This window comes from Angustibacter speluncae (genome assembly GCF_054777815.1).
Genome location: NZ_BAAHAF010000034.1, coordinates 20,865 through 38,090, shown reverse-complemented (window position 1 = coordinate 38,090; position 17,226 = coordinate 20,865). Strand labels below are relative to the sequence as shown.

Below are 17,226 nucleotides of genomic sequence, written 5' to 3'. Positions count from 1 at the left end.
GGAGGGCGCGGGCGGTGCCCCGGCGCAACCGGGTCGACCCGTGGGGCGACCTGCGGGCCGTCGCCGGGCGGGGGCTGCTCACCGGCAACCGCGGCTGCGTCGTCGACGACGACCAGCAGGTGGTTCGGCACCACCACGGCCGGCTGTGGATCACCTGCACGCTGGAGTACCGCGGACGCCGGCACCCGCTGGCGGCGCCGCACCGGTGGACGCCGCTGTTCCTCCTCGACGACGCCGTGGCGCTGGCCGCCGGTCACCGACCGTGCGCCCGGTGCCGGCGCGAGCCCTACCGCGAGTACCGGGCCGCGGTGGGCCTGGCGCTGCGGCGTCCGGACCCGCTGGGTGCGGGCGACCTCGACGCGCGGCTGGCGTCCGAGCGGCTGCGGCGCGGACGCGGGCTCGACCGCGCCGGCGACCGGCTCACCTGGACCGCACCGGCCCGCGACCTGCCCGACGGCACGGTGGTCGTGCGCGAGGGCGCGGCACGGCTGCTGCTCGGGGACCGGTCGCTCGCCTTCGGGTCCGACGGGTGGCACGCGCCGGCCGCCCGTCCCGCCGGGGACGTCGTCGTGCTCACGCCGCCCACGTCGGTGCTGGCGCTCGGCAACGGCTTCGCGCCGCTGCTGCACCCGTCCGCCCTCGCCGGGAGCTGAACCGGTCGCAACCGGACCTCCTGCGCGAACCCCCCGAAGCGGTACCGTCCGGCGATGAGGCCACGGACCCGTCGCAGCCTGCTCCCCCACGTGCTCGCCGCCGGCGCCGCGGCGCTGCTGGCCGGGTCGCTGCTCGCACCGGCGCAGGCGCGTCCTGCCGCGGGCGAGCTGCGCGTGCTGCCGTACCTGCAGAACCCGTCGTCCACGTCGATGACGGTGACGTGGTTCAGCCACCGCGACGAGTCGGGCACGCTGACGCTGACCGGTCCGGGTCTGCGTGGTCAGCGGACCTACCGCAGCGACCCGCAGCCGCAGGACGGCCTCGCCTACACGGCGGCCGAGCGCGCCGAGGAGATCCCCGGCCTGCCGCAGGGCTCGTGGCTCCTGCCGGACGGCAACGTCAAGCACGTCGTGCAGCTCGAGGGACTGCGACCCGACACCCGCTACCGCTACACCGTGCGCCAGGGCCGCGAGCGCGCGTCGGCGTCGCTGACCACCGCACCGTCGGCCGACCGCTGGCGCACCGTGCGGTTCGTGGCGATGTCCGACCACGAGACCGAGCCGCGGGGCCGCGTCACCCGGCGCGAGTGGGCGCCCGGCACGACCACCGCCCTGCCGCGGCCCGGCACCGACGCCGGCGGCGCGTGGGCGCAGTCGTTCGGCACCACGACGCTGCTCGACGGCCAGGTGCTGCGGTACCCGCTCACCGAGGACGAGGGCTACGCCGCGAACCTCGCCGTGATCGAGCGACGGCAACCCGACTTCCTCGTGTTCCCGGGCGATCTCGTGCAGGGCGGCGGGTACCAGCCCGGGTGGGACGAGTGGTTCAGCCGGCTCGCCGGTCCGCGCGGCGACCTGCTGACGGACACCCCGGTCCTGCCTGCCTTCGGCAACTGGGAGAGCTTCGGCGCGCTGAACGGCGGGTACGGCACCCCGGAGGACCGCTCACCGGTCGTGCGGTCGCGCGCGAAGTACCACGCGTACTTCGACGCCCCGCCGAACGGCACACCGCAGCACACGGACTCGTACTACCGCATCGACTACGGGCCCCTCACCGTCCTGACCCTCGACGCGAACAACGGGGAGCCGGACGACGACACCGAGCGGTACGCCGACGACCCCGCGACCGGCACCGAGTACCGCGGCCCGGGCACCGACACCCAGAACAACTTCACCGCGGACGAGTACGAGGCGGCCGGCGGCGCAGACCTGGTCGACCTGTCACCCGGTGGGGCGCAGTGGGTCTGGGCCGAGCAGCAGCTCGCCGACGCCCGCGCCGCGGGGCGGGTCGTCGTCGTGCAGTGGCACCACTCGGCGTACAGCAGCGGCGAGCACGGGCTGCCGATGTACCACGAGGACAGCTCGGGCCAGGGCGGGACGCCGATGCGCCAGTACCACCCGCTGATGGAGCGCTACGGCGTCGCGGCGGTGCTCTCGGGCCACAGCGAGCTGTTCGAGCGCAGCTTCGTCGACGAGGACGGCGACGGCACGGGCGTGCACTACTACGACGTCGGGGTGGCGGGTGACGGGCTGCGCGGCGAGCGCCGCACCGAGGCGTCCCTGACCGCGCCGTACCTCGGGTACAACCCGTACCGCGCGTGGACGGCCGACCGCGACGAGCCGGAGGTCTGGGTCGAGCAGGACGGCGCACCGGTGCTGGTCGAGGGCGGCAAGCACTACGGGCACCTCGAGGTCGAGCTGACCCGCACCCGCACCGGGGCGACGATGACGCTGACGCCCGTGCACGTGTTCCCGCTGCTGTCGTACTCCGAGCAGGACGGGTACGAGGTCGACGGCACGCAGCGCCGCACCTACGGCGACGTCGTCGAGCTCACCCTCGACCGGGCGGGCCGCGTCGTCCGGTAGCCCTCAGCCGACGCGGTGCAGCCAGCGCACCGGGGCGCCCTCGCCGGCGTACCGGAACGGCTCCAGCTCGTCGTCCCAGGCCTGGCCGAGGGCGAGGTCGAGCTCGTGCCGCAGGATGACCGGGTCGCCCGCGCCCGCCTCGACGGCGGCGCGGATGCGGTCCTCGGGGACCATGACGTTGCCGTGCACGTCGGTGACGGCGTGGAAGATGCCGAGCTCGGGCGTGTGGCTCCAGCGGCCGCCGTCGACGCCGCGGCTCGGCTCCTCGGTCACCTCGTAGCGCAGGTGGTGCCAGCCGCGCAGCGCGGAGGCCAGCGTCGCGCCGGTGCCGGCCGGCGCCTGCCACGACAGCTCGCCGCGGAACATGCCGGGGGCGACGGGCTGTGCGGTCCAGTCGAGGGACAGGCGCACGCCGAGGACGCCGCCGGCGGCCCACTCCACGTGCGGGCACAGCGCGCGCGGCGCCGAGTGCACGAACAGCACGCCCCGGGTGAGGGGAGCAGACATACCGGCCTCCTGGTTCTCGAGGTACGTCTTCCCCACGGACCTCGCCACCAGGTGCCCGCCGTCACTCCCGCCTCGGCGGTCGCACGCGTCGCGCGCGTCCATCATGCCCCACGCGTCCCGCACCCGCCAGCACCGGTTCGCCGAGCACGGCCGTTCACCCTCACGGCTCAAGGCGGGCCCTCCGCGCGCCGATGGGACGGGAGAGGTTCGTCACCGACCAGAAACGAGGGACCCACGGTGCTCGACGACGCTGACCTGCTGATGTCCGAGGCCTACAGCGAGGGCACGGTCACCGAGGTGATCCGCCCCGCCGCCATCGTCCCGGAGGACGCCGCCCGGGCGATCCTGGTGGAGCTCGCGATGCGCGACGTCCGCAACGGCGGGCTGTGGCAGTCCAAGCCGAACCTGTGGAGCCGCTGGGACCGCACCTGGAACGGTTCGACCAACACCACCGGCGCCGAGCTGATCGGCTCGATCGAGGTCGCCTACGGCACCCCGTCGCGCTACGAGATCACCATCTACCGCGTCACCATCACCAAGCTGGGCGCCGAGCACGGCTGGACCGTCGAGAGCCTGTGCGACGAGGCGCTCGCCCTCGGTGGGCTCGACCTGGCGTCGTGCCCCCGCGCGAACCTGCGGCCGGCCCCGCCCGTCGTGCGGTTCTGATCCCGCCGACCCCGCCCGGCGCGCTGGACCACCCGCCGCGCCCAGGGCGATCATGGAGCCCCGTCGGACGACGTCCGTCCGCACCCTGACCTTGGTCGGTGCCAGGATGGAGGGCGTGACGTCGTCCGGCGGCCGCCCCCACCACCGTCCGACCCTGCTGGGTCCGGCGGCGATGGACACCCGGCAGGACCCCGAGCCCGACCCGCGCGAGCGCCAGGAGGCCGCCCAGGCCACCGCCCGGCTGATCGTGCTGGGCGCGCGCGAGCGCGGTGACGACGCCACCGTGCAGCGGCTCGTCCGGCTCACCGACGAGCACGGCATCGACCTGCTGGCCCAGCTGTGGGTCGACTCCCCCGCCGAGTCGCTCCCCGGGGCGCTGTGGCGGCTCTACGCCCTGCGCGACTGGGTGCACCGCGACCCGGCCGCCGCATCCCGCGAGTACCACGACGGCCGCCGCGCCGCCCCGGTGCTCGAGGTGGTCGCCGGCGTCGCCGACCCGCCCGGTCCGGAGCAGGTCAAGCAGCTCGTCGACGCCGTCCTCGGCGGGGTCTTCGCCGGCGACTTCGCGGTCGCGCTCGAGCGCGCCGCCGCCTTCGCGCGGATCGTGGCCGTCGGACGCGCGCACGCCGAGCACGTCCCTGCCGAGGCGCCTGGTGGCACGCTGAGCGCCGGCCGCCTCGTCCGCACCGCCGAGCAGCTCGAGCACGCCGCCACCGCCTGGCGCGCGGGCACGCTGCAGGCGCCCTGATCCGACGACCCACCTGCCCGCCCGACCGGACGAACCGGACGGACCGGGAACACCGGGGACCGCGCGCCGGTTACCCTGGACGTGCGTCGGGCTGCGGTAGCCCCGGGCTCCACCTGAAGCCGCTGCGAGCGGCCCCGCGCCGAGAGGCGCTCCCGGCCCGGCGCACCAACTCTTCCGCTCCACCGCCCTGCGGCGCGCCTCCCGCGCCCGGGCCGGCGGCTGCCGTAGACAGGTCACAACCCCCTCGAGGTATGGGCTCGAGGGGGTTTCGCGTTCCCGCCAGCGGGACGATCGTCCCGGTTGCGTTCACTCTGAACGGCTTCTGTCGTTTGTCAGACAAAAGTTGGCTCGTTCTATTGACCCCTTTTGGTCAGCGTCCGTACGTTCTGCCCAGGGCACGTCGACGACGACACGGCCAGGAGGTCGAGCACGATGACGAGACCACGTACCGCAGCGGGAGCAGCCCTCGGGGCCGGCGCCCTCGTCCTCGGCCTGGTGGCCGCCGCCCCTGCGGCGGCCCATCCCGGCCACCCCCACCCCGGTGACCCCGCGACGCCGCCGCCCTCGAGCGAGCTGTTCCAGAAGGTCACCCTCAACGACACCCCCGGCGAGCCGATCGACCTCGCCGTGCTGCCGGACGGTCGCGTGCTGCACACCACGCGCGCCGGCGACATCTGGATGAACCACCCCGACACCGGGCTCAACACCCGCGTCGCCTCGATCCCCGTGTACCAGCACGACGAGGAGGGGCTGCAGAGCATCGCGGTCGACCCCGGGTTCGGCTCCACGAACAGCTGGGTCTACCTGTACTACTCGCCCCCGGGCGACACGCCTGTCGACGACCCGACGACGCCCCAGGTGAACGAGGGCGACGCACCCTTCACCGGGACGCCCGAGCAGTTCGAGGCGTTCGAGGGGATCATCCAGCTCTCCCGCTTCGAGCTCACCGGCGACACCCTCGACGTCGCGAGCGAGCAGAAGATCATGGAGGTCCCGGTCGACCGCGGCATCTGCTGCCACGTCGGCGGCGACATCGTCTTCGACGCCAAGGGCCTGCTCTACCTGTCGACCGGCGACGACTCGAACCCGTTCGAGTCCGACGGCTACATCCCGATCGACGAGCGCGCCGACCGCAACCCGGCCTTCGACGCCCAGCGCAGCTCGGCGAACACGAACGACCTGCGCGGCAAGGTCCTGCGGATCAAGCCCAAGGCGCGCGGCGGCTACTCGATCCCGAACGGCAACCTGTTCGCCCCGGGCACGCCGCAGACGCGTCCGGAGATCTTCCTGATGGGTCTGCGCAACCCGTTCCGGATCGAGATCGACCCGGCGACGCGGCAGCTGTTCGTGGCCGACTACTCGCCCGACGCCAATTCCCCCGACCCCGCTCGCGGGCCGGCAGGGCACGGCAAGTGGTTCGCGACGAAGAAGGCCGGCAACTACGGCTGGCCGTACTGCGCGACCGCCGAGCTGCCCTACGTCGACTACGACTTCGCGACCGGCGCCTCGGGTGAGGCGTTCGACTGCGCGGCACCGGTGAACACCTCGCCGCACAACACCGGCCTCACCGAGCTGCCGCCGACCGTGCAGCCGCAGATCTGGTACACCTACGGCGAGTCCGAGGAGTTCCCCGAGCTCGGCACCGGCGGCATCGGTCCGATGGCCGGCCCGGTCTACGACTTCGACCGCAGGGCCGCGGGCGGCAAGACGCCGCGGGCCTGGCCGCAGGAGTACGACGGCAAGAGCTTCCTCTACGAGTGGACCCGCGACTACCTCAAGGCGATCTCGCTGCGGGCCGGCGGCAAGCTGCTCTCGATCGAGGACGCCATCAGCGACGTCGTCACCGACAACCCGATGGACATGGAGTTCGGCCCCGACGGCGCGCTCTACGTGCTCGAGTACGGCGACGGCTACTTCGCCGAGAACCCGGACGCCCAGCTGTCGCGCATCGACTACATCGGGCCGAACGGCAACCACTCCCCCGTGCCGGTGCTGACGGCCGACCAGACGCTGGGCTCCGCCCCGCTGACGGTCGCGTTCTCCAGCGAGGGCACGGCCGACCCGGACGGCGACACGATCACCTACGCCTGGGACTTCGACTCGGACGGCACGGTCGACTCGACCGAGGCGAACCCGACGCACACCTACACCGAGCCCGGTGAGTACCGCGCCAACCTGCGCGTCACCGACAAGGGCGGCAAGCACCGCGGCCGCGCCGCCTCGGCGGACGTGACGATCGTGGTGGGCAACGAGGTCCCGCAGGTGTCGTTCGTGACGCCGCAGACGGGCGACACCTTCGCGTTCGGCCAGCAGGTGCCCTTCGAGGTGACCGTGACCGACGACCAGGAGGTCGACTGCTCGCGGGTCTCGGTGACCTACATCCTCGGTCACGACGACCACGGCCACCCGCAGACCACCGCGCTCGGATGCACCGGCACCATCACCACCACCCTCCCCGGCGGTCACGACCCCGGTGAGGACCAGCTGCGTGGCGTGTTCGTCGCCACCTACACCGACGACGGCGGCGACGCGGGGGTCCCGCTGACCGGGTCGGCCGAGGTCGTCCTCACGCCGACCGTCACCCCCTGACCACCCTGATCTGAGAGGAACCACCCATCATGTGCTTCGGATTCGACGGGGCGCCGGCCCTCGAGCGGTCGCTGGCCGCCCGGGGCGCCGACAGGCGCACCTTCCTGCGCGGGATGCTCGCGCTCGGCGCCGGCGGTGCCGCCGTCGGCGCGGGCGCCGCTCCTGCCTTCGCCGACGCCGCCCCCGGCGGCCGTCGGGTGCCGCGCGGCCACATCAGCATCCAGCTGTACACGCTGCGCGACGCCATGACCGACTGGGACAGCGCCCGCCAGGTGCTGCGCAAGCTCGCGAACACCGGCTACGGCCGCGTCGAGCTCGCGGGTCTGTACGGCCAGGACGCCAAGACGGTCGGGCGGTTCCTCAGCCGCCAGGGCATCTGGGCGACCTCGAGCCACGTCGGCATCTCGGCCGACGCGGCCGGGCTCGAGGCCAAGCTGGCCGACGCGAAGACGTTGGGCCACCACTACATCAACGTCCCGTACCTGAACTCGCAGGACGCGGACGACTGGAAGGCGTGGGCCGACCAGATGAACGCCGAGGCGGCCGCGGCCCGGGCGCACGGGATCCGGTACGGCTACCACAACCACGCGCACGAGTTCACGACCGTGTTCGCCGACGGCTCGACCCCGTGGTCGATCTTCATGGAGCGGCTCGACCCCAAGCTCGTGCACCTCGAGGTCGACCTGTACTGGGCCGTCACCGGCGGCGTCGGCGTCGGCGCGGCCGACCCGATCCAGTTCGCGATCGACACCATCCACCAGGCGCCGCACAAGGTGCTGCAGTACCACGTGAAGGACCGGCACGCGGACGACTCCGCCACGCCGGGCGACATGGCCGACCTCGGCACCGGGACGATCGACTTCGCCCGGATCTTCGCCGAGCACACCGTGCGCGAGTACATCGTGGAGAACGACACCCCGGACGTGACCCCGCTCCAGACGGCCGAGGTGGGGTACTCCTACCTGCGCCAGCTGCGGTTCTGACCCCGAACCGCCTGGCCGCACCGCAGCCCCGGACCCGCCGGTCCGGGGCTGCGGCGCGTCCGGGGGGCTTCGCGCCGGTCGCCGTTTCCCCAGTTCAGCGACGGACGTGCCACTGGAGTGGGCGGACGCGCCCCGTGCAGTGCCAGCACGCCTCGTCCGGTGGGCGGCGGGCGCTCAGTCGCGGACGCGCGGGATGCCGTCGAGGACGGCCTCGAGCCGGTCGGCCTGCGGCCCGGGCGGGACGACGGCGCGGGCGGCGTCGGCGACGTCCTGCACCGTGGGCGACTCGGCGTCGCCCTCCCGGCGCAGTCGGCGCTCCTCGGTGGCGACGAAGTCGCGCAGCACCTCACGCGCGCCGGCCAGGTCGTCGTGCCACGGCAGCAGCGTCGCGTCGTCGAGGCGGCGCCCCTCGGCGGCGAGCTCGTCGGCGCCTCGCTCCTCGGCGTCGCGGACGATCGCGTCGAGATCGAGCGACAGCGTGCCGCCGGGGTTGCCGGACGACGACACGGGGCGCACGTAGACCTGCACCATCATCGCCCTGGTGTCGGCGAGGGCGACTGCGGCCGTAGCGCTCTCGACGTCGGTCACGAGCGCTTCGAGCTCGCGCTCGCGCTGGTTGCGGTCGACGACAGCGACCCCGAGCAGGAGCGCGCCGAGCACCGCCGCGACCACCACCCAGCGACGGCGGACGGCGCGGGGCTCCGCTCCCAGGACGTCGCCGGGCGCGTCCTGGTCGGGACCGCCGAGGCGCTCGATGTGCAGGACGACCGGCTCGTCGCCCGGGTCAGCCGGGGGCACCGGAGGCCAGCAGGTCGGCGAGGGGATCGGGCGCACCGGCGCGCCAGGCACCGGGGGCGACGCCGTGGTGGCGGCGGAACGCGCGGTGGAACGCCGGGGCCGAGCCGTACCCCACCCGTCGCGCGACCTGCTCGAGGGTGGTGGCGCGGTCGCGCAGGAGGCGCCCGGCGAGGTCCATCCGCCAGCCGGTGACGTAGGCCATCGCCGGCTCCCCGGCGAGCGCGGTGAACCGCGCCGCGAAGCCCGAGCGGGAGACGCCGGCGCGGCGGGCGAGCCGGTCCAGCGTCCAGTCCTGCGCGGGGTCGGCGTGGAAGGCCTGCAGCGCGGGCCCCAGCACCGGGTCGCGGACGGCGCGCGCCCAGCCCTCCCGCTCACCCGCGGCGTCCCACCACTGCCGGACGGCGTGCACGAGCAGCACCTCCGCGAGCCGGGCGGTGACGACGTCGCTGCCGGTGGCGGGGTGCTCGCTCTCGCGCGCGATGAGGGCGAGCACGCCCGCGACCCAGGGGGCGTCGGCGGTGTCGACCAGCAGCGACGGCGGCAGCGAGCGCATCAGCCGGCCGACGGCGAGGTCGGTGAAACGCACTGCGCCGCAGACGAGTCCGGCGGGGGCACCGCCGCCTCCGAAGGCCATCCGCTCGTACCGCTCCCCCACCACCTCGCGCTCGACCGCGTGCAGCGGCAGCACCCGCGCGTCCGGGCCGCTGCTGATCGTGTGGCCGGTGCCGTGCGGCACCACGAGCAGGTCGCCCGGGACGATCTCGGTGCGGCGTCCGTCGACGTCGACCACCCCGCGCCCGGACGTCATGACGTGGAAGACGACCACCTGCGGCAGCGCCGGCACCGCGATGCCCCACGGCTCGGTGAGCCGCGAGGTGGAGTGGAAGACGCCCGTCATCGCGATGTCGACCAGCGGGTCCGGCTGCGCCGGGCGCGCGGCCAGGACGTCGGGGACGGGCGTCGTCGGCACCCGGCCATCCTGTCCCGGCCTGGACGATCGGGCAAGAGGTGCGGTCGCACGAGCATTGTCCGTCCAGCAGCCGGCTCCCAGGATCGAACCACGAGGGACGGCGGTCGTCCCGGACGGAAGGAGCGGGGCGATGAAGGTGCTGGTGGTCGGGGCGAGCAGGGGCAGTGGCCTGGCCGTGGTGCGGCAGCTGGCGGCCGACGGGCACGACGTGACGGCCTTCGGGCGCACGGTGTCGGCGGACGCGTTCCCCGCCGGGGTCCGGGTGGAGCGCGGCGACGTAGGCGACCCGGCGGCGGTCGACCGGGTGGTCGCCGGGCAGGACGCCGTCGTGGTGACGCTCGGGATCTCGGACAACGCGATGAAGGTCCGGTTCCTGCGGCGGGCGGGCACGCCGCTGGACGTCCGGTCGGCCGGCACCCGGGCCGTCGTGGCCGCGATGCGCCGGCACGGCGTGGACCGGCTGGTGGTGCAGTCGACGATCGGTGCGCACGAGTCGTTCTCGAGCCTGTCGCTGCAGTGGAAGACGACGTTCCGGGTGCTGCTGGCCGACCAGCTGCGCGACTCGGAGCGGCAGGAGGACCTGGTGCGCGCCAGCGGCCTGCGCTGGACCCTGGTGCGTCCCGTCTCGCTCGACGACGGCATGGAGCCGTCGCAGGTCGTGGTGTCGTCGACCGGCGAGGTGACGTCGATGAAGGTGACGCGGGCGCAGGTCGCCGGCGTGGTCGCGGAGGTCCTCGGCGCCGACGAGCGGGTCGGTCAGACCCTTGCCGTCTCCGCCTGACCGACGGATGTGCAGGAGCAGGGCGTGCGGCGCTCCCGGACGCCCCGTTCCTGCGCATCCGCGGCCGGTAGGGTCGCGTGCGCGGGGCAGTAGCTCAGCCGGTCAGAGCAACGGACTCATAATCCGTCAGGTCGTGGGTTCGAGCCCCACCTGCCCCACGACGACGTCCGTCGACGGTCCGGGGTCGCGTGCTCCATGAGGTGCTGGTGTCGCGCGCGACGGCGGGACGGGCTTGGATCGCCACGTGCACCGGTCGCAGCGGATGAGGCCGGCCGATGCGGCGTGGGTCGGCCTCGACCGCCCGCACAACCGCCTGGTGGTCGCCGGCGTGCTGCGCCTGTCGGGCGATCTCGGCCTGGACGAGCTGCGCGACCGGGTCGAGCGGCGCCTCGTCGCGTCCCACCCCCGGTTGACCCAGGTCGCCCGTCGACCGCACCGCCTGCTCCCGCCCCGCTGGTACCGGGACGCACGGTTCGACGTGCGGGCCCACGTCGTCGACGCCGCACCCGGTCGCGCGCTCGACGACCTCGACCTCGCCCGTCTCGCCGGTGAGCTGGTCTCGACACCCCTCGACCCGGAGCGACCGCCGTGGCGGCTCGACCTGGTGCGACGCCCGGACGGCGGCAGCGCCCTGGTGGGCCGGTTCCACCACAGCCTGGGCGACGGGGCGGCCCTGGCGACCGTCCTGCTGGGTCTCACCGACGGTGCGGCGGAACCGGAGCGAACAGGTCGGCTGCCGACCGGGCGTCGAGGCAGCGCGCTCGTCGGCTCGCTGCGGGCGGTGGGTCAGGTGCTCCCGGTCGTGGGGCGGCTCCTGCTCACCCTCGGCGAGCCTCGGACGCTGCTGCGCGGGGCGCTCGGTCCGGCCAAGTCGCTGGCGCTCACCGACCCCCACGACCTCGCCCACGTGCGGCGGGTGGCCGACGCCCACGGGGCGAGCATCAACGACGTCCTCCTCGCCGCCACGGCCGGTGGCCTGCGGACGTACCTGCTCGAGCGCGGCGGCCGCGTCGCCGACCTGCGGGTGGTGGTCCCCGTCGACCTGCGCGCGGGCGCCGCCGTGCCGGACGACCTGGGCAACCGCTTCGGCATCGTGTTCGTGCGCCTGCCCGTCGGCGAGCCGGAGCGCGCGCGACGCCTGCACCTCGTCACGCTCGCCACCTCCCGGCTGACCACGTCCGCCGAGGCCGGCGCGACCTTCGTGGTCCTGCAGCTCGTCGGCCTGCTGCCGCTGCCCGTCCGGCGGCTGGCCGCGGGTCTGCTCGGACGCAGCGCCAGCGCGGTCGTCACGAACGTGCCCGGCCCGCGCACGCGCCTGGCCGTCGGCACCAGCGAGGTCGAGGACGTCGCGTTCTGGGTCCCCACGGTCGGCCGCGTCGGGCTCGGCATCAGCCTGTTCAGCTACGCCGGCACCCTCACCGTCGGCGTCGCCGCCGACGCACGCCTGGACGTCGACGCAGCCGGGGTCGCCGCCGCGATCCAGGACGAGATCGACGCGCTCGGCCGCTGACCGGCGCCGCTCCGCTCCTCAGGCCCGGGCGACCCGTGCGAGCACCGCCCGCGCGACGGTCCGAGGTCCGACGCCCTGCGCCCAGCTGCTGGCGCGCAGCGCCGCCCACTGCGACAGGGTGACGACCGGGACCACGAGCAACCACACCGCGAGCGGGGCCCGGAGCGCGGTGACCACGACCACCCCCAGCAGGACGAAGACCTCGAGCCGGACGGCCACGGCGAGCGCGCCACCGCCGAGCCAGGTGCCACCGGTGCCGCCCGAGCGGTCGACCACGGCACGAGCGAGCCACGGGGCCGACGCGAGCAGCAGCGCGGCCGGCACGAGGAGCCACCACAGCCCCTCGCCCCCGGCGCCCGCTGCGACCGTGAGCACGGAGCAGACGGCTGCGAGCGCAGCAGCGACGTCCCAGACCCGGACGTGAGAACCGTTGCGCGCCGGGCGGTCCCGCGCCACGACCACGTCGGTGGGTGCGGCGACGCCGGCGTCGTCACCACCGGCTCGGGCCGAGCGGTCGAGCGCGCCGGCGTGCACCAGCAGCAGCCCGACGTGGGCGAGCCGCTCCAGCCCGGGGTCGTACCGCCGCGCGTGCGGGAACGCGTCGAGGAAGGCGGTGCCCTCGAGCGTCCACGCCAGCAGCACGCCGGCGGTCTGCAGCAGCAGCACCGTGAGCACGAGCAGCACCCCGACGCCGTCCAGCCCGTCGGCGGCGGCGGCGTGGTAGCCGGCACCGACGCGCAGGCCGTACCCGAGCGGCACGCTGGCGAGCACCGGCAGCGCCAGGCCGACGGCACCCGGTGCGCCCGGCCGCACCGCGCGGTGGCGCACCCGGTCGCGGCCGACCTCGTACACCGCGGTCACGACCGCGAGCCCGGCGAGGAAGGCGAGCGCCGCGGTGCGGGCGGGCCCGGTGAGCACGAACAGCGGGACGACGACCGCCAGCAGCAGCCGGAAGGCCACCGACCCCCAGAGCACCCGCACCTGACCGCGCGTCAGCCCGCCGGGCAGTCGGCGGCGCTGCGCCGCGGCGGGGTGGGCCTCGTCGGCCGCGCGGTCGCGCAGGTCGTTCGCCAGGTAGCGCGCCTGGTACGCCAGGTGCTCGGCCACGACCCAGACGACGACCACCTCGAGGACGGTGCGCAGGGAGGGCAGGCGCCCGCTCGCGGCGACGGCGATCGCGGCACCGAGCGGCAGCCAGACCCACTTGATCCACACCGAGCGGTTGCGCGGCAGCAGCAGACGGCGCCACGGCAGGCCGGTGGCGCCCGCCACGCTCGTCGCCCGGGCCACCACCGGACCCTGGCACACCGCGTGGGCGCGCGCAGCGCGTTCCGCCGGACGAGGATCCGTCGCCGCGACCGCTCCGAAGACCCCCGTGACCCCCGACCCGCAGTCCGGCACGTCGTCGACCGCCACGTCCGCCGTCCACCACCTGACCCGGTTGGAGAACGTCGTCCGGCACTACGCCTGGGGATCTCGGACGGCCATCCCGGACCTGCTCGGCACACCGCCCGACGGGCGCCCGCACGCCGAGCTGTGGGTGGGCGCCCACCCGGACGCACCCTCGACGCTGACCGACGGCCGCACCCTCGACGAGGCCATCCGGACCGACCCCCACGAGCTGCTCGGTGCCGACCTCCACGCTCGGCACGGCGCCCGGCTGCCCTTCCTGCTCAAGGTGCTCGCGGCCGACGCGCCGCTGTCGATCCAGGTGCACCCGGACGCCGCCCGCGCCGCCGCGCGCTTCGCCGCCGAGCGCGACGCCGACCTGCCGGCGACCGAGCGCAGCTACACCGACCCCCACCACAAGCCCGAGATGCTGCTGGCCCTCACCCGGTTCGAGGCGCTCTGCGGGCTGCGCGAGGCCGACGAGGTGCGCCGCGACCTCGACGACCTCGACCTGCCGGACCGCGACCGTCCCGCGCTCGCGCGCCTGGTCGCCGCGCTGGAGCGCCCGGGCCCGGGTGCCACGCGGGACGCGGTCGCGCGGCTGCTCGCCGACGCGGGGGCACGCCACCTGGTGGCGGACGTCGTCGACGCCGCACGCCGACGCTCCCTCACGCCGCACGACGCGGTGCTCCCCCGGCTCGCGGCGCACCACCCCGACGACCCGGGCGTGCTCGTGGCCCTGCTGATGCAGCACCTGGTGCTGGAGCCCGGTGAGGCGCTCTACCTGTCGGCCGGTGTGCTGCACGCCTACCTCGGCGGGGTCGGCGTCGAGGTGATGGCGTCGTCCGACAACGTGCTGCGGGCCGGGCTGACCGCCAAGCGGCTCGACGTCGCCGAGCTGCTCGAGGTGCTCGAACCCGGCACCGCCCCGGTGCGGCTCGTCGAGCCGGAGGTCGTCGGCCGCCGTCGGACGTGGCGGCCCGGCCCGACCGAGTTCGAGCTGCACCTCGTCGACGTCGACGACACGGCCGAGTTCGCGCCGGGCGGGCCACGGGTCGTGCTCTGCCTCGACGGCCGCGTCGACGTCGTGGCGACGTCGGGCGACGGCCCCCGGCTGCCGCTGGCCGGCGGCACCACGGTGTTCGCGCCCGACAGCAGCGGACCGCTGACCTTCGAGGGCAGCGGGACCGTCGTGCTCGCCCGGGCCGTCTCGGCGCGCGCCGCCTAGGGTCGAGGCGTGCCCCACGTCGCCCTCGGGACCGCCCACCTGTTCACCCTCGTCGACCCCGGACGCAGCGGCGCGGTGCTCGCCGCCGCGTGGGACGCCGGCGTGCGCCGCTTCGACACCGCCCCCTCGTACGGTCACGGGCTGTCCGAGCCCGCGCTGGGCACGTTCCTCGCGGGACACGTCGGTGTCGAGGGCGTGACCACCAAGGTCGGCCTCGACCCCGCTGCTCCCGACGGCGCGACCCGTCGCGCCGCCAAGGCCGTCGCGCGCCGCGTCCTCCCGGTCGGGGTCGCCGCGCGGCTGCGCGGCTCCGGCGGCAGCCCGCTGCCCGGCCGGTTCGCGCCGGAGCGGGTGCGGGCGGGCGCCGAGCGCTCGCTGCGGCGCCTCGGCGGCCGGGTCGACCGGTTCCTGCTGCACGAGGTGCACGCCGAGGAGGTCGACGACGGTCTCGTCGCCGAGCTCGAGCGGCTCGTGCGCTCGGGCGACGTCGGTGCCGTGGGCGTCGCCACGCAGAACGCGCGCACGGCAGCCGCCGTCGAGCGGCTGGGCCGGGTCGCCACCGTGGCGCACGTCGCCGCAGGTCCGTTCGACGAACCCGTGCGGCTGCCAGCGCACGTCGACACCGTCGTCGGTCACGGACTGCTCGGGTCCGGCGGACGGGACCTCGCCACGCTGCGCGGCGTGCTGCACGGCTCGGCCGCACGACGTGACCGCTGGCAGGACGCCTGCGCGACGACCGATCTCGGGGACGACGGCCTGGCCGAGGCGCTGCTCGCCCGCGCGACCCGGCTCGACCTCACCGACGTCCTCGTCGCCACCGGGCGTCCGGAACGGGTCGCGCGCTCCTACGCGCTGGCCTCGGGCTCGGTGCCGCTGCCGGACGCGGTCGGCGTGGTGCTCGACGAGCTGGTGGCCGCCGCGACCGACGACGCCCGGGCCGCCTGACCCCGGCCGTCCCCACGTCGGCCCAGGTGACGCCCGAGGCGCACCGCGAGCGCGACGATCGTGAGCGTCGGGTTGGCGTACCCGGCCACCGGGAAGACGCTCGACCCGACGACGTGCAGGCCGGGGACCCCGTGCACCTGCAGGTCCGGGTCGACCACGCCGTCCTGCGGCCGCGACGACGTGCGCGTGGTGCCGGCCGGGTGCGCGGCGTCGCTGGTCGCGGCGCGGAAGGCGTCGTCGTCGGTCATCACGTCGTGCTCGCGCAGGTACCCGGTGCCGAGGCGCACCAGGTCGGTGCCGATCCAGCGGGTCAGCCGGCGCACGGTGTCGAGCTCCTGGTCGCTGACGCCCCACCGCACCACGGCCCGCGGCAGACCCAGGGCGTCGCGGTCGCGCCCTGACAGCACGACCCGCCGGGCCGGATCGGCGTCCTGCTCCACCCAGACCTGCACGTGCACGGCGTCCGGGCGGCTGCGCCCCGTCCTGCCGAGGGCAGCCCGCAGGTAGGCGTCGCGCAGCAGCGGCCCGCTCCCCCGCGCCGACGCCGCCAGGTCGGCGGCGAGGCCGTCCGGACGCCGGCGGTCGCGGGCCTCGAGCCGCAGCCGGCGGGCCGCCGCGGCGGCCGGGCCGGGCTCGTGCACGAAGACCGCCACCGCGTCGAGCAGGCCGTGCTCGCGCTGGGCCGCCTCGGCCAGCCGCACCTTGGGGAAGAGCCGCCGGCCGCCCTCGCGCAGCACCACGTACCGGTCCTGCAGCACGCGGTGGTCGTGCGCGAGCACCTGCGCCGTCCGCACGATCGGGTGGTCCTGCAGGTACCGACCCGTGTGGGCCCGCCCGCTGCCGAGCCCGGTGCCCTCCGGGTCGCTCAGCTGGAGGAGTCGGGCGTTCTCGATGGCCCCGGCGGCCAGCACGACGTCGGCCCCGTCCAGCTCGACGCGTCGACCCCCGTCCGCCCGCAGCTCCACGCCGGTCGCCCGGCCGTCGTGCACCCGGACGGCGGAGACGGTCGCGTGCAGCAGCACGGTGGCGAGCGGGTGGGCGAGCAGCTCGTCGCGGGTGCGCCGCATCGCCGGGTCGAGGGCGTACTCGGTGAAGTCGTGGCCGAGGTGGGCGGGGTCCCAGGGGACGCGCGACAGGTGCGGGTGGGCGTCCCACCGGTCGGGGCCGTAGCCGCGCCCGGAGACGTCGAGCAGGCGCTCGGCCTCGGCGTACGGCTCGTCGAGCTCGGCGAGCGCGAACGGCCAGCCGCTGCCGGCCACCCAGGGCCGCCGCTCCAGGTCGTGGGGGTGCAGCCGCATGCACTGCCCGTGCCACAGCGCGGAGGTGCCGCCGAAGGAGCGCGCCCGGCCGTCGACCAGCCCGGCGTAGGGCTGACCCTCGACCAGGCCGAGGTTGAGGTCCGGGAGGTCGCCGTCGAGGCCGCCGGACTCGACCAGGACGACGGGGCGGCCGGCACGCACGAGGGCGAGCGCGACCCCGAGACCGGCCGGGCCGCTGCCGACCACCACGACCTGGCCGGGTGTGCGGGGCAGCTCGCGGACGCGTCGCAGGTCGAGCGGCACGGATGGGCCTCCTGGGCGGGGGTGGGGACGA

15 protein-coding genes and 1 tRNA gene are annotated in these 17,226 nt (G+C 75.4%); 11 read left to right on the top strand and 5 right to left on the bottom strand.

Features of this window, described 5'->3' with window-relative positions:
* The first annotated feature begins 14 nt into the window (after positions 1-14).
* On the top strand, positions 15-653 hold the full coding sequence (locus ACYVKY_RS03760; RefSeq protein ID WP_460433655.1) for a hypothetical protein: 639 nt from the start codon (positions 15-17) through the stop codon (positions 651-653).
* Positions 654-707: 54 nt separating this feature from the next.
* A complete protein-coding gene (locus ACYVKY_RS03755) occupies positions 708-2,519 on the top strand; it encodes a purple acid phosphatase family protein (protein ID WP_460433654.1) in 1,812 nt (603 codons plus the stop codon).
* 3 nt (positions 2,520-2,522) lie between these two features.
* Here the strand turns inward: ACYVKY_RS03755 and ACYVKY_RS03750 are convergent, their stop codons facing one another.
* Positions 2,523-3,026 (bottom strand): DUF3145 domain-containing protein, encoded by a 504-nt coding sequence (locus tag ACYVKY_RS03750; protein WP_460433702.1) that lies wholly within the window; start codon positions 3,024-3,026, stop codon positions 2,523-2,525.
* A 237-nt stretch (positions 3,027-3,263) separates the two neighbouring features.
* On the opposite strand from ACYVKY_RS03750, the gene ACYVKY_RS03745 reads away from it, so the two are divergent.
* The 4 genes from ACYVKY_RS03745 to ACYVKY_RS03730 all read left to right on the top strand — a co-directional run bounded on the left by ACYVKY_RS03745 (position 3,264) and on the right by ACYVKY_RS03730 (position 8,012).
* On the top strand, positions 3,264-3,692 hold the full coding sequence (locus tag ACYVKY_RS03745) for a hypothetical protein (protein ID WP_460433653.1): 429 nt from the start codon (positions 3,264-3,266) through the stop codon (positions 3,690-3,692).
* 115 nt (positions 3,693-3,807) lie between these two features.
* Positions 3,808-4,440: a hypothetical protein gene (locus ACYVKY_RS03740; RefSeq protein ID WP_460433652.1), complete on the top strand. Its 633-nt coding sequence runs from the start codon at positions 3,808-3,810 to the stop codon at positions 4,438-4,440.
* 432 nt (positions 4,441-4,872) lie between these two features.
* Positions 4,873-7,029, top strand: a complete 2,157-nt coding sequence (locus ACYVKY_RS03735) for a PQQ-dependent sugar dehydrogenase (RefSeq protein ID WP_460433651.1) — start codon at positions 4,873-4,875, stop codon at positions 7,027-7,029.
* A gap of 29 nt (positions 7,030-7,058) precedes the next feature.
* Positions 7,059-8,012: a sugar phosphate isomerase/epimerase family protein gene (locus ACYVKY_RS03730; RefSeq protein ID WP_460433650.1), complete on the top strand. Its 954-nt coding sequence runs from the start codon at positions 7,059-7,061 to the stop codon at positions 8,010-8,012.
* Positions 8,013-8,186: 174 nt separating this feature from the next.
* On the opposite strand, the gene ACYVKY_RS03725 is transcribed toward ACYVKY_RS03730, so the two are convergent.
* Entirely contained in the window at positions 8,187-8,810 is a 624-nt protein-coding gene (locus ACYVKY_RS03725; RefSeq protein ID WP_460433649.1) for a hypothetical protein, read from the bottom strand.
* Complete coding sequence (locus ACYVKY_RS03720) at positions 8,797-9,780, bottom strand: AraC family transcriptional regulator (RefSeq protein ID WP_460433648.1); 984 nt, start codon at positions 9,778-9,780, stop codon at positions 8,797-8,799. Before ACYVKY_RS03720 ends, ACYVKY_RS03725 begins: the two co-directional genes overlap by 14 nt.
* A gap of 130 nt (positions 9,781-9,910) precedes the next feature.
* On the opposite strand from ACYVKY_RS03720, the gene ACYVKY_RS03715 reads away from it, so the two are divergent.
* The 3 genes from ACYVKY_RS03715 (at position 9,911) to ACYVKY_RS03705 (ending at position 12,071) form a co-directional block, all read left to right on the top strand.
* Positions 9,911-10,561, top strand: coding sequence for an NAD(P)-dependent oxidoreductase (locus tag ACYVKY_RS03715; RefSeq protein ID WP_460433647.1), 651 nt, complete (start codon positions 9,911-9,913; stop codon positions 10,559-10,561).
* 83 nt (positions 10,562-10,644) lie between these two features.
* Positions 10,645-10,719 (top strand) — tRNA-Ile (locus tag ACYVKY_RS03710).
* Positions 10,720-10,805: 86 nt separating this feature from the next.
* Positions 10,806-12,071, top strand: a complete 1,266-nt coding sequence (locus ACYVKY_RS03705; protein ID WP_460433646.1) for a WS/DGAT/MGAT family O-acyltransferase — start codon at positions 10,806-10,808, stop codon at positions 12,069-12,071.
* A gap of 18 nt (positions 12,072-12,089) precedes the next feature.
* Here the strand turns inward: ACYVKY_RS03705 and ACYVKY_RS03700 are convergent, their stop codons facing one another.
* Positions 12,090-13,361, bottom strand: a complete 1,272-nt coding sequence (locus tag ACYVKY_RS03700; protein ID WP_460433645.1) for a hypothetical protein — start codon at positions 13,359-13,361, stop codon at positions 12,090-12,092.
* 85 nt (positions 13,362-13,446) lie between these two features.
* Here ACYVKY_RS03700 and manA point away from each other — a divergent pair, with 85 nt between their 5' ends.
* A complete protein-coding gene (manA, locus tag ACYVKY_RS03695; protein ID WP_460433644.1) occupies positions 13,447-14,688 on the top strand; it encodes a class I mannose-6-phosphate isomerase in 1,242 nt (413 codons plus the stop codon).
* 9 nt (positions 14,689-14,697) lie between these two features.
* Positions 14,698-15,633 carry an aldo-keto reductase family protein gene (locus ACYVKY_RS03690; RefSeq protein WP_460433643.1) on the top strand — a complete coding sequence of 312 codons (936 nt, stop codon included), beginning with the start codon at positions 14,698-14,700 and terminating at the stop codon, positions 15,631-15,633.
* Here ACYVKY_RS03690 and ACYVKY_RS03685 read toward each other — a convergent pair.
* Positions 15,534-17,195, bottom strand: a complete 1,662-nt coding sequence (locus ACYVKY_RS03685; RefSeq protein WP_460433642.1) for an FAD-dependent oxidoreductase — start codon at positions 17,193-17,195, stop codon at positions 15,534-15,536. The genes ACYVKY_RS03690 and ACYVKY_RS03685 overlap by 100 nt on opposite strands.
* Between the last annotated feature and the right edge of the window lie 31 nt (positions 17,196-17,226).

What these genes read in the sequence shown, in the direction of transcription:
- ACYVKY_RS03755 (WP_460433654.1), top strand. Translation starts at nt 708, where the DNA reads ATGAGGCCACGGACCCGTCGCAGCCTGCTCCCCCACGTGCTCGCCGCC.
- ACYVKY_RS03750 (WP_460433702.1), bottom strand. Translation starts at nt 3,026, where the DNA reads ATGTCTGCTCCCCTCACCCGGGGCGTGCTGTTCGTGCACTCGGCGCCG.
- ACYVKY_RS03735 (WP_460433651.1), top strand. Translation starts at nt 4,873, where the DNA reads ATGACGAGACCACGTACCGCAGCGGGAGCAGCCCTCGGGGCCGGCGCC.
- ACYVKY_RS03730 (WP_460433650.1), top strand. Translation starts at nt 7,059, where the DNA reads ATGTGCTTCGGATTCGACGGGGCGCCGGCCCTCGAGCGGTCGCTGGCC.
- ACYVKY_RS03715 (WP_460433647.1), top strand. Translation starts at nt 9,911, where the DNA reads ATGAAGGTGCTGGTGGTCGGGGCGAGCAGGGGCAGTGGCCTGGCCGTG.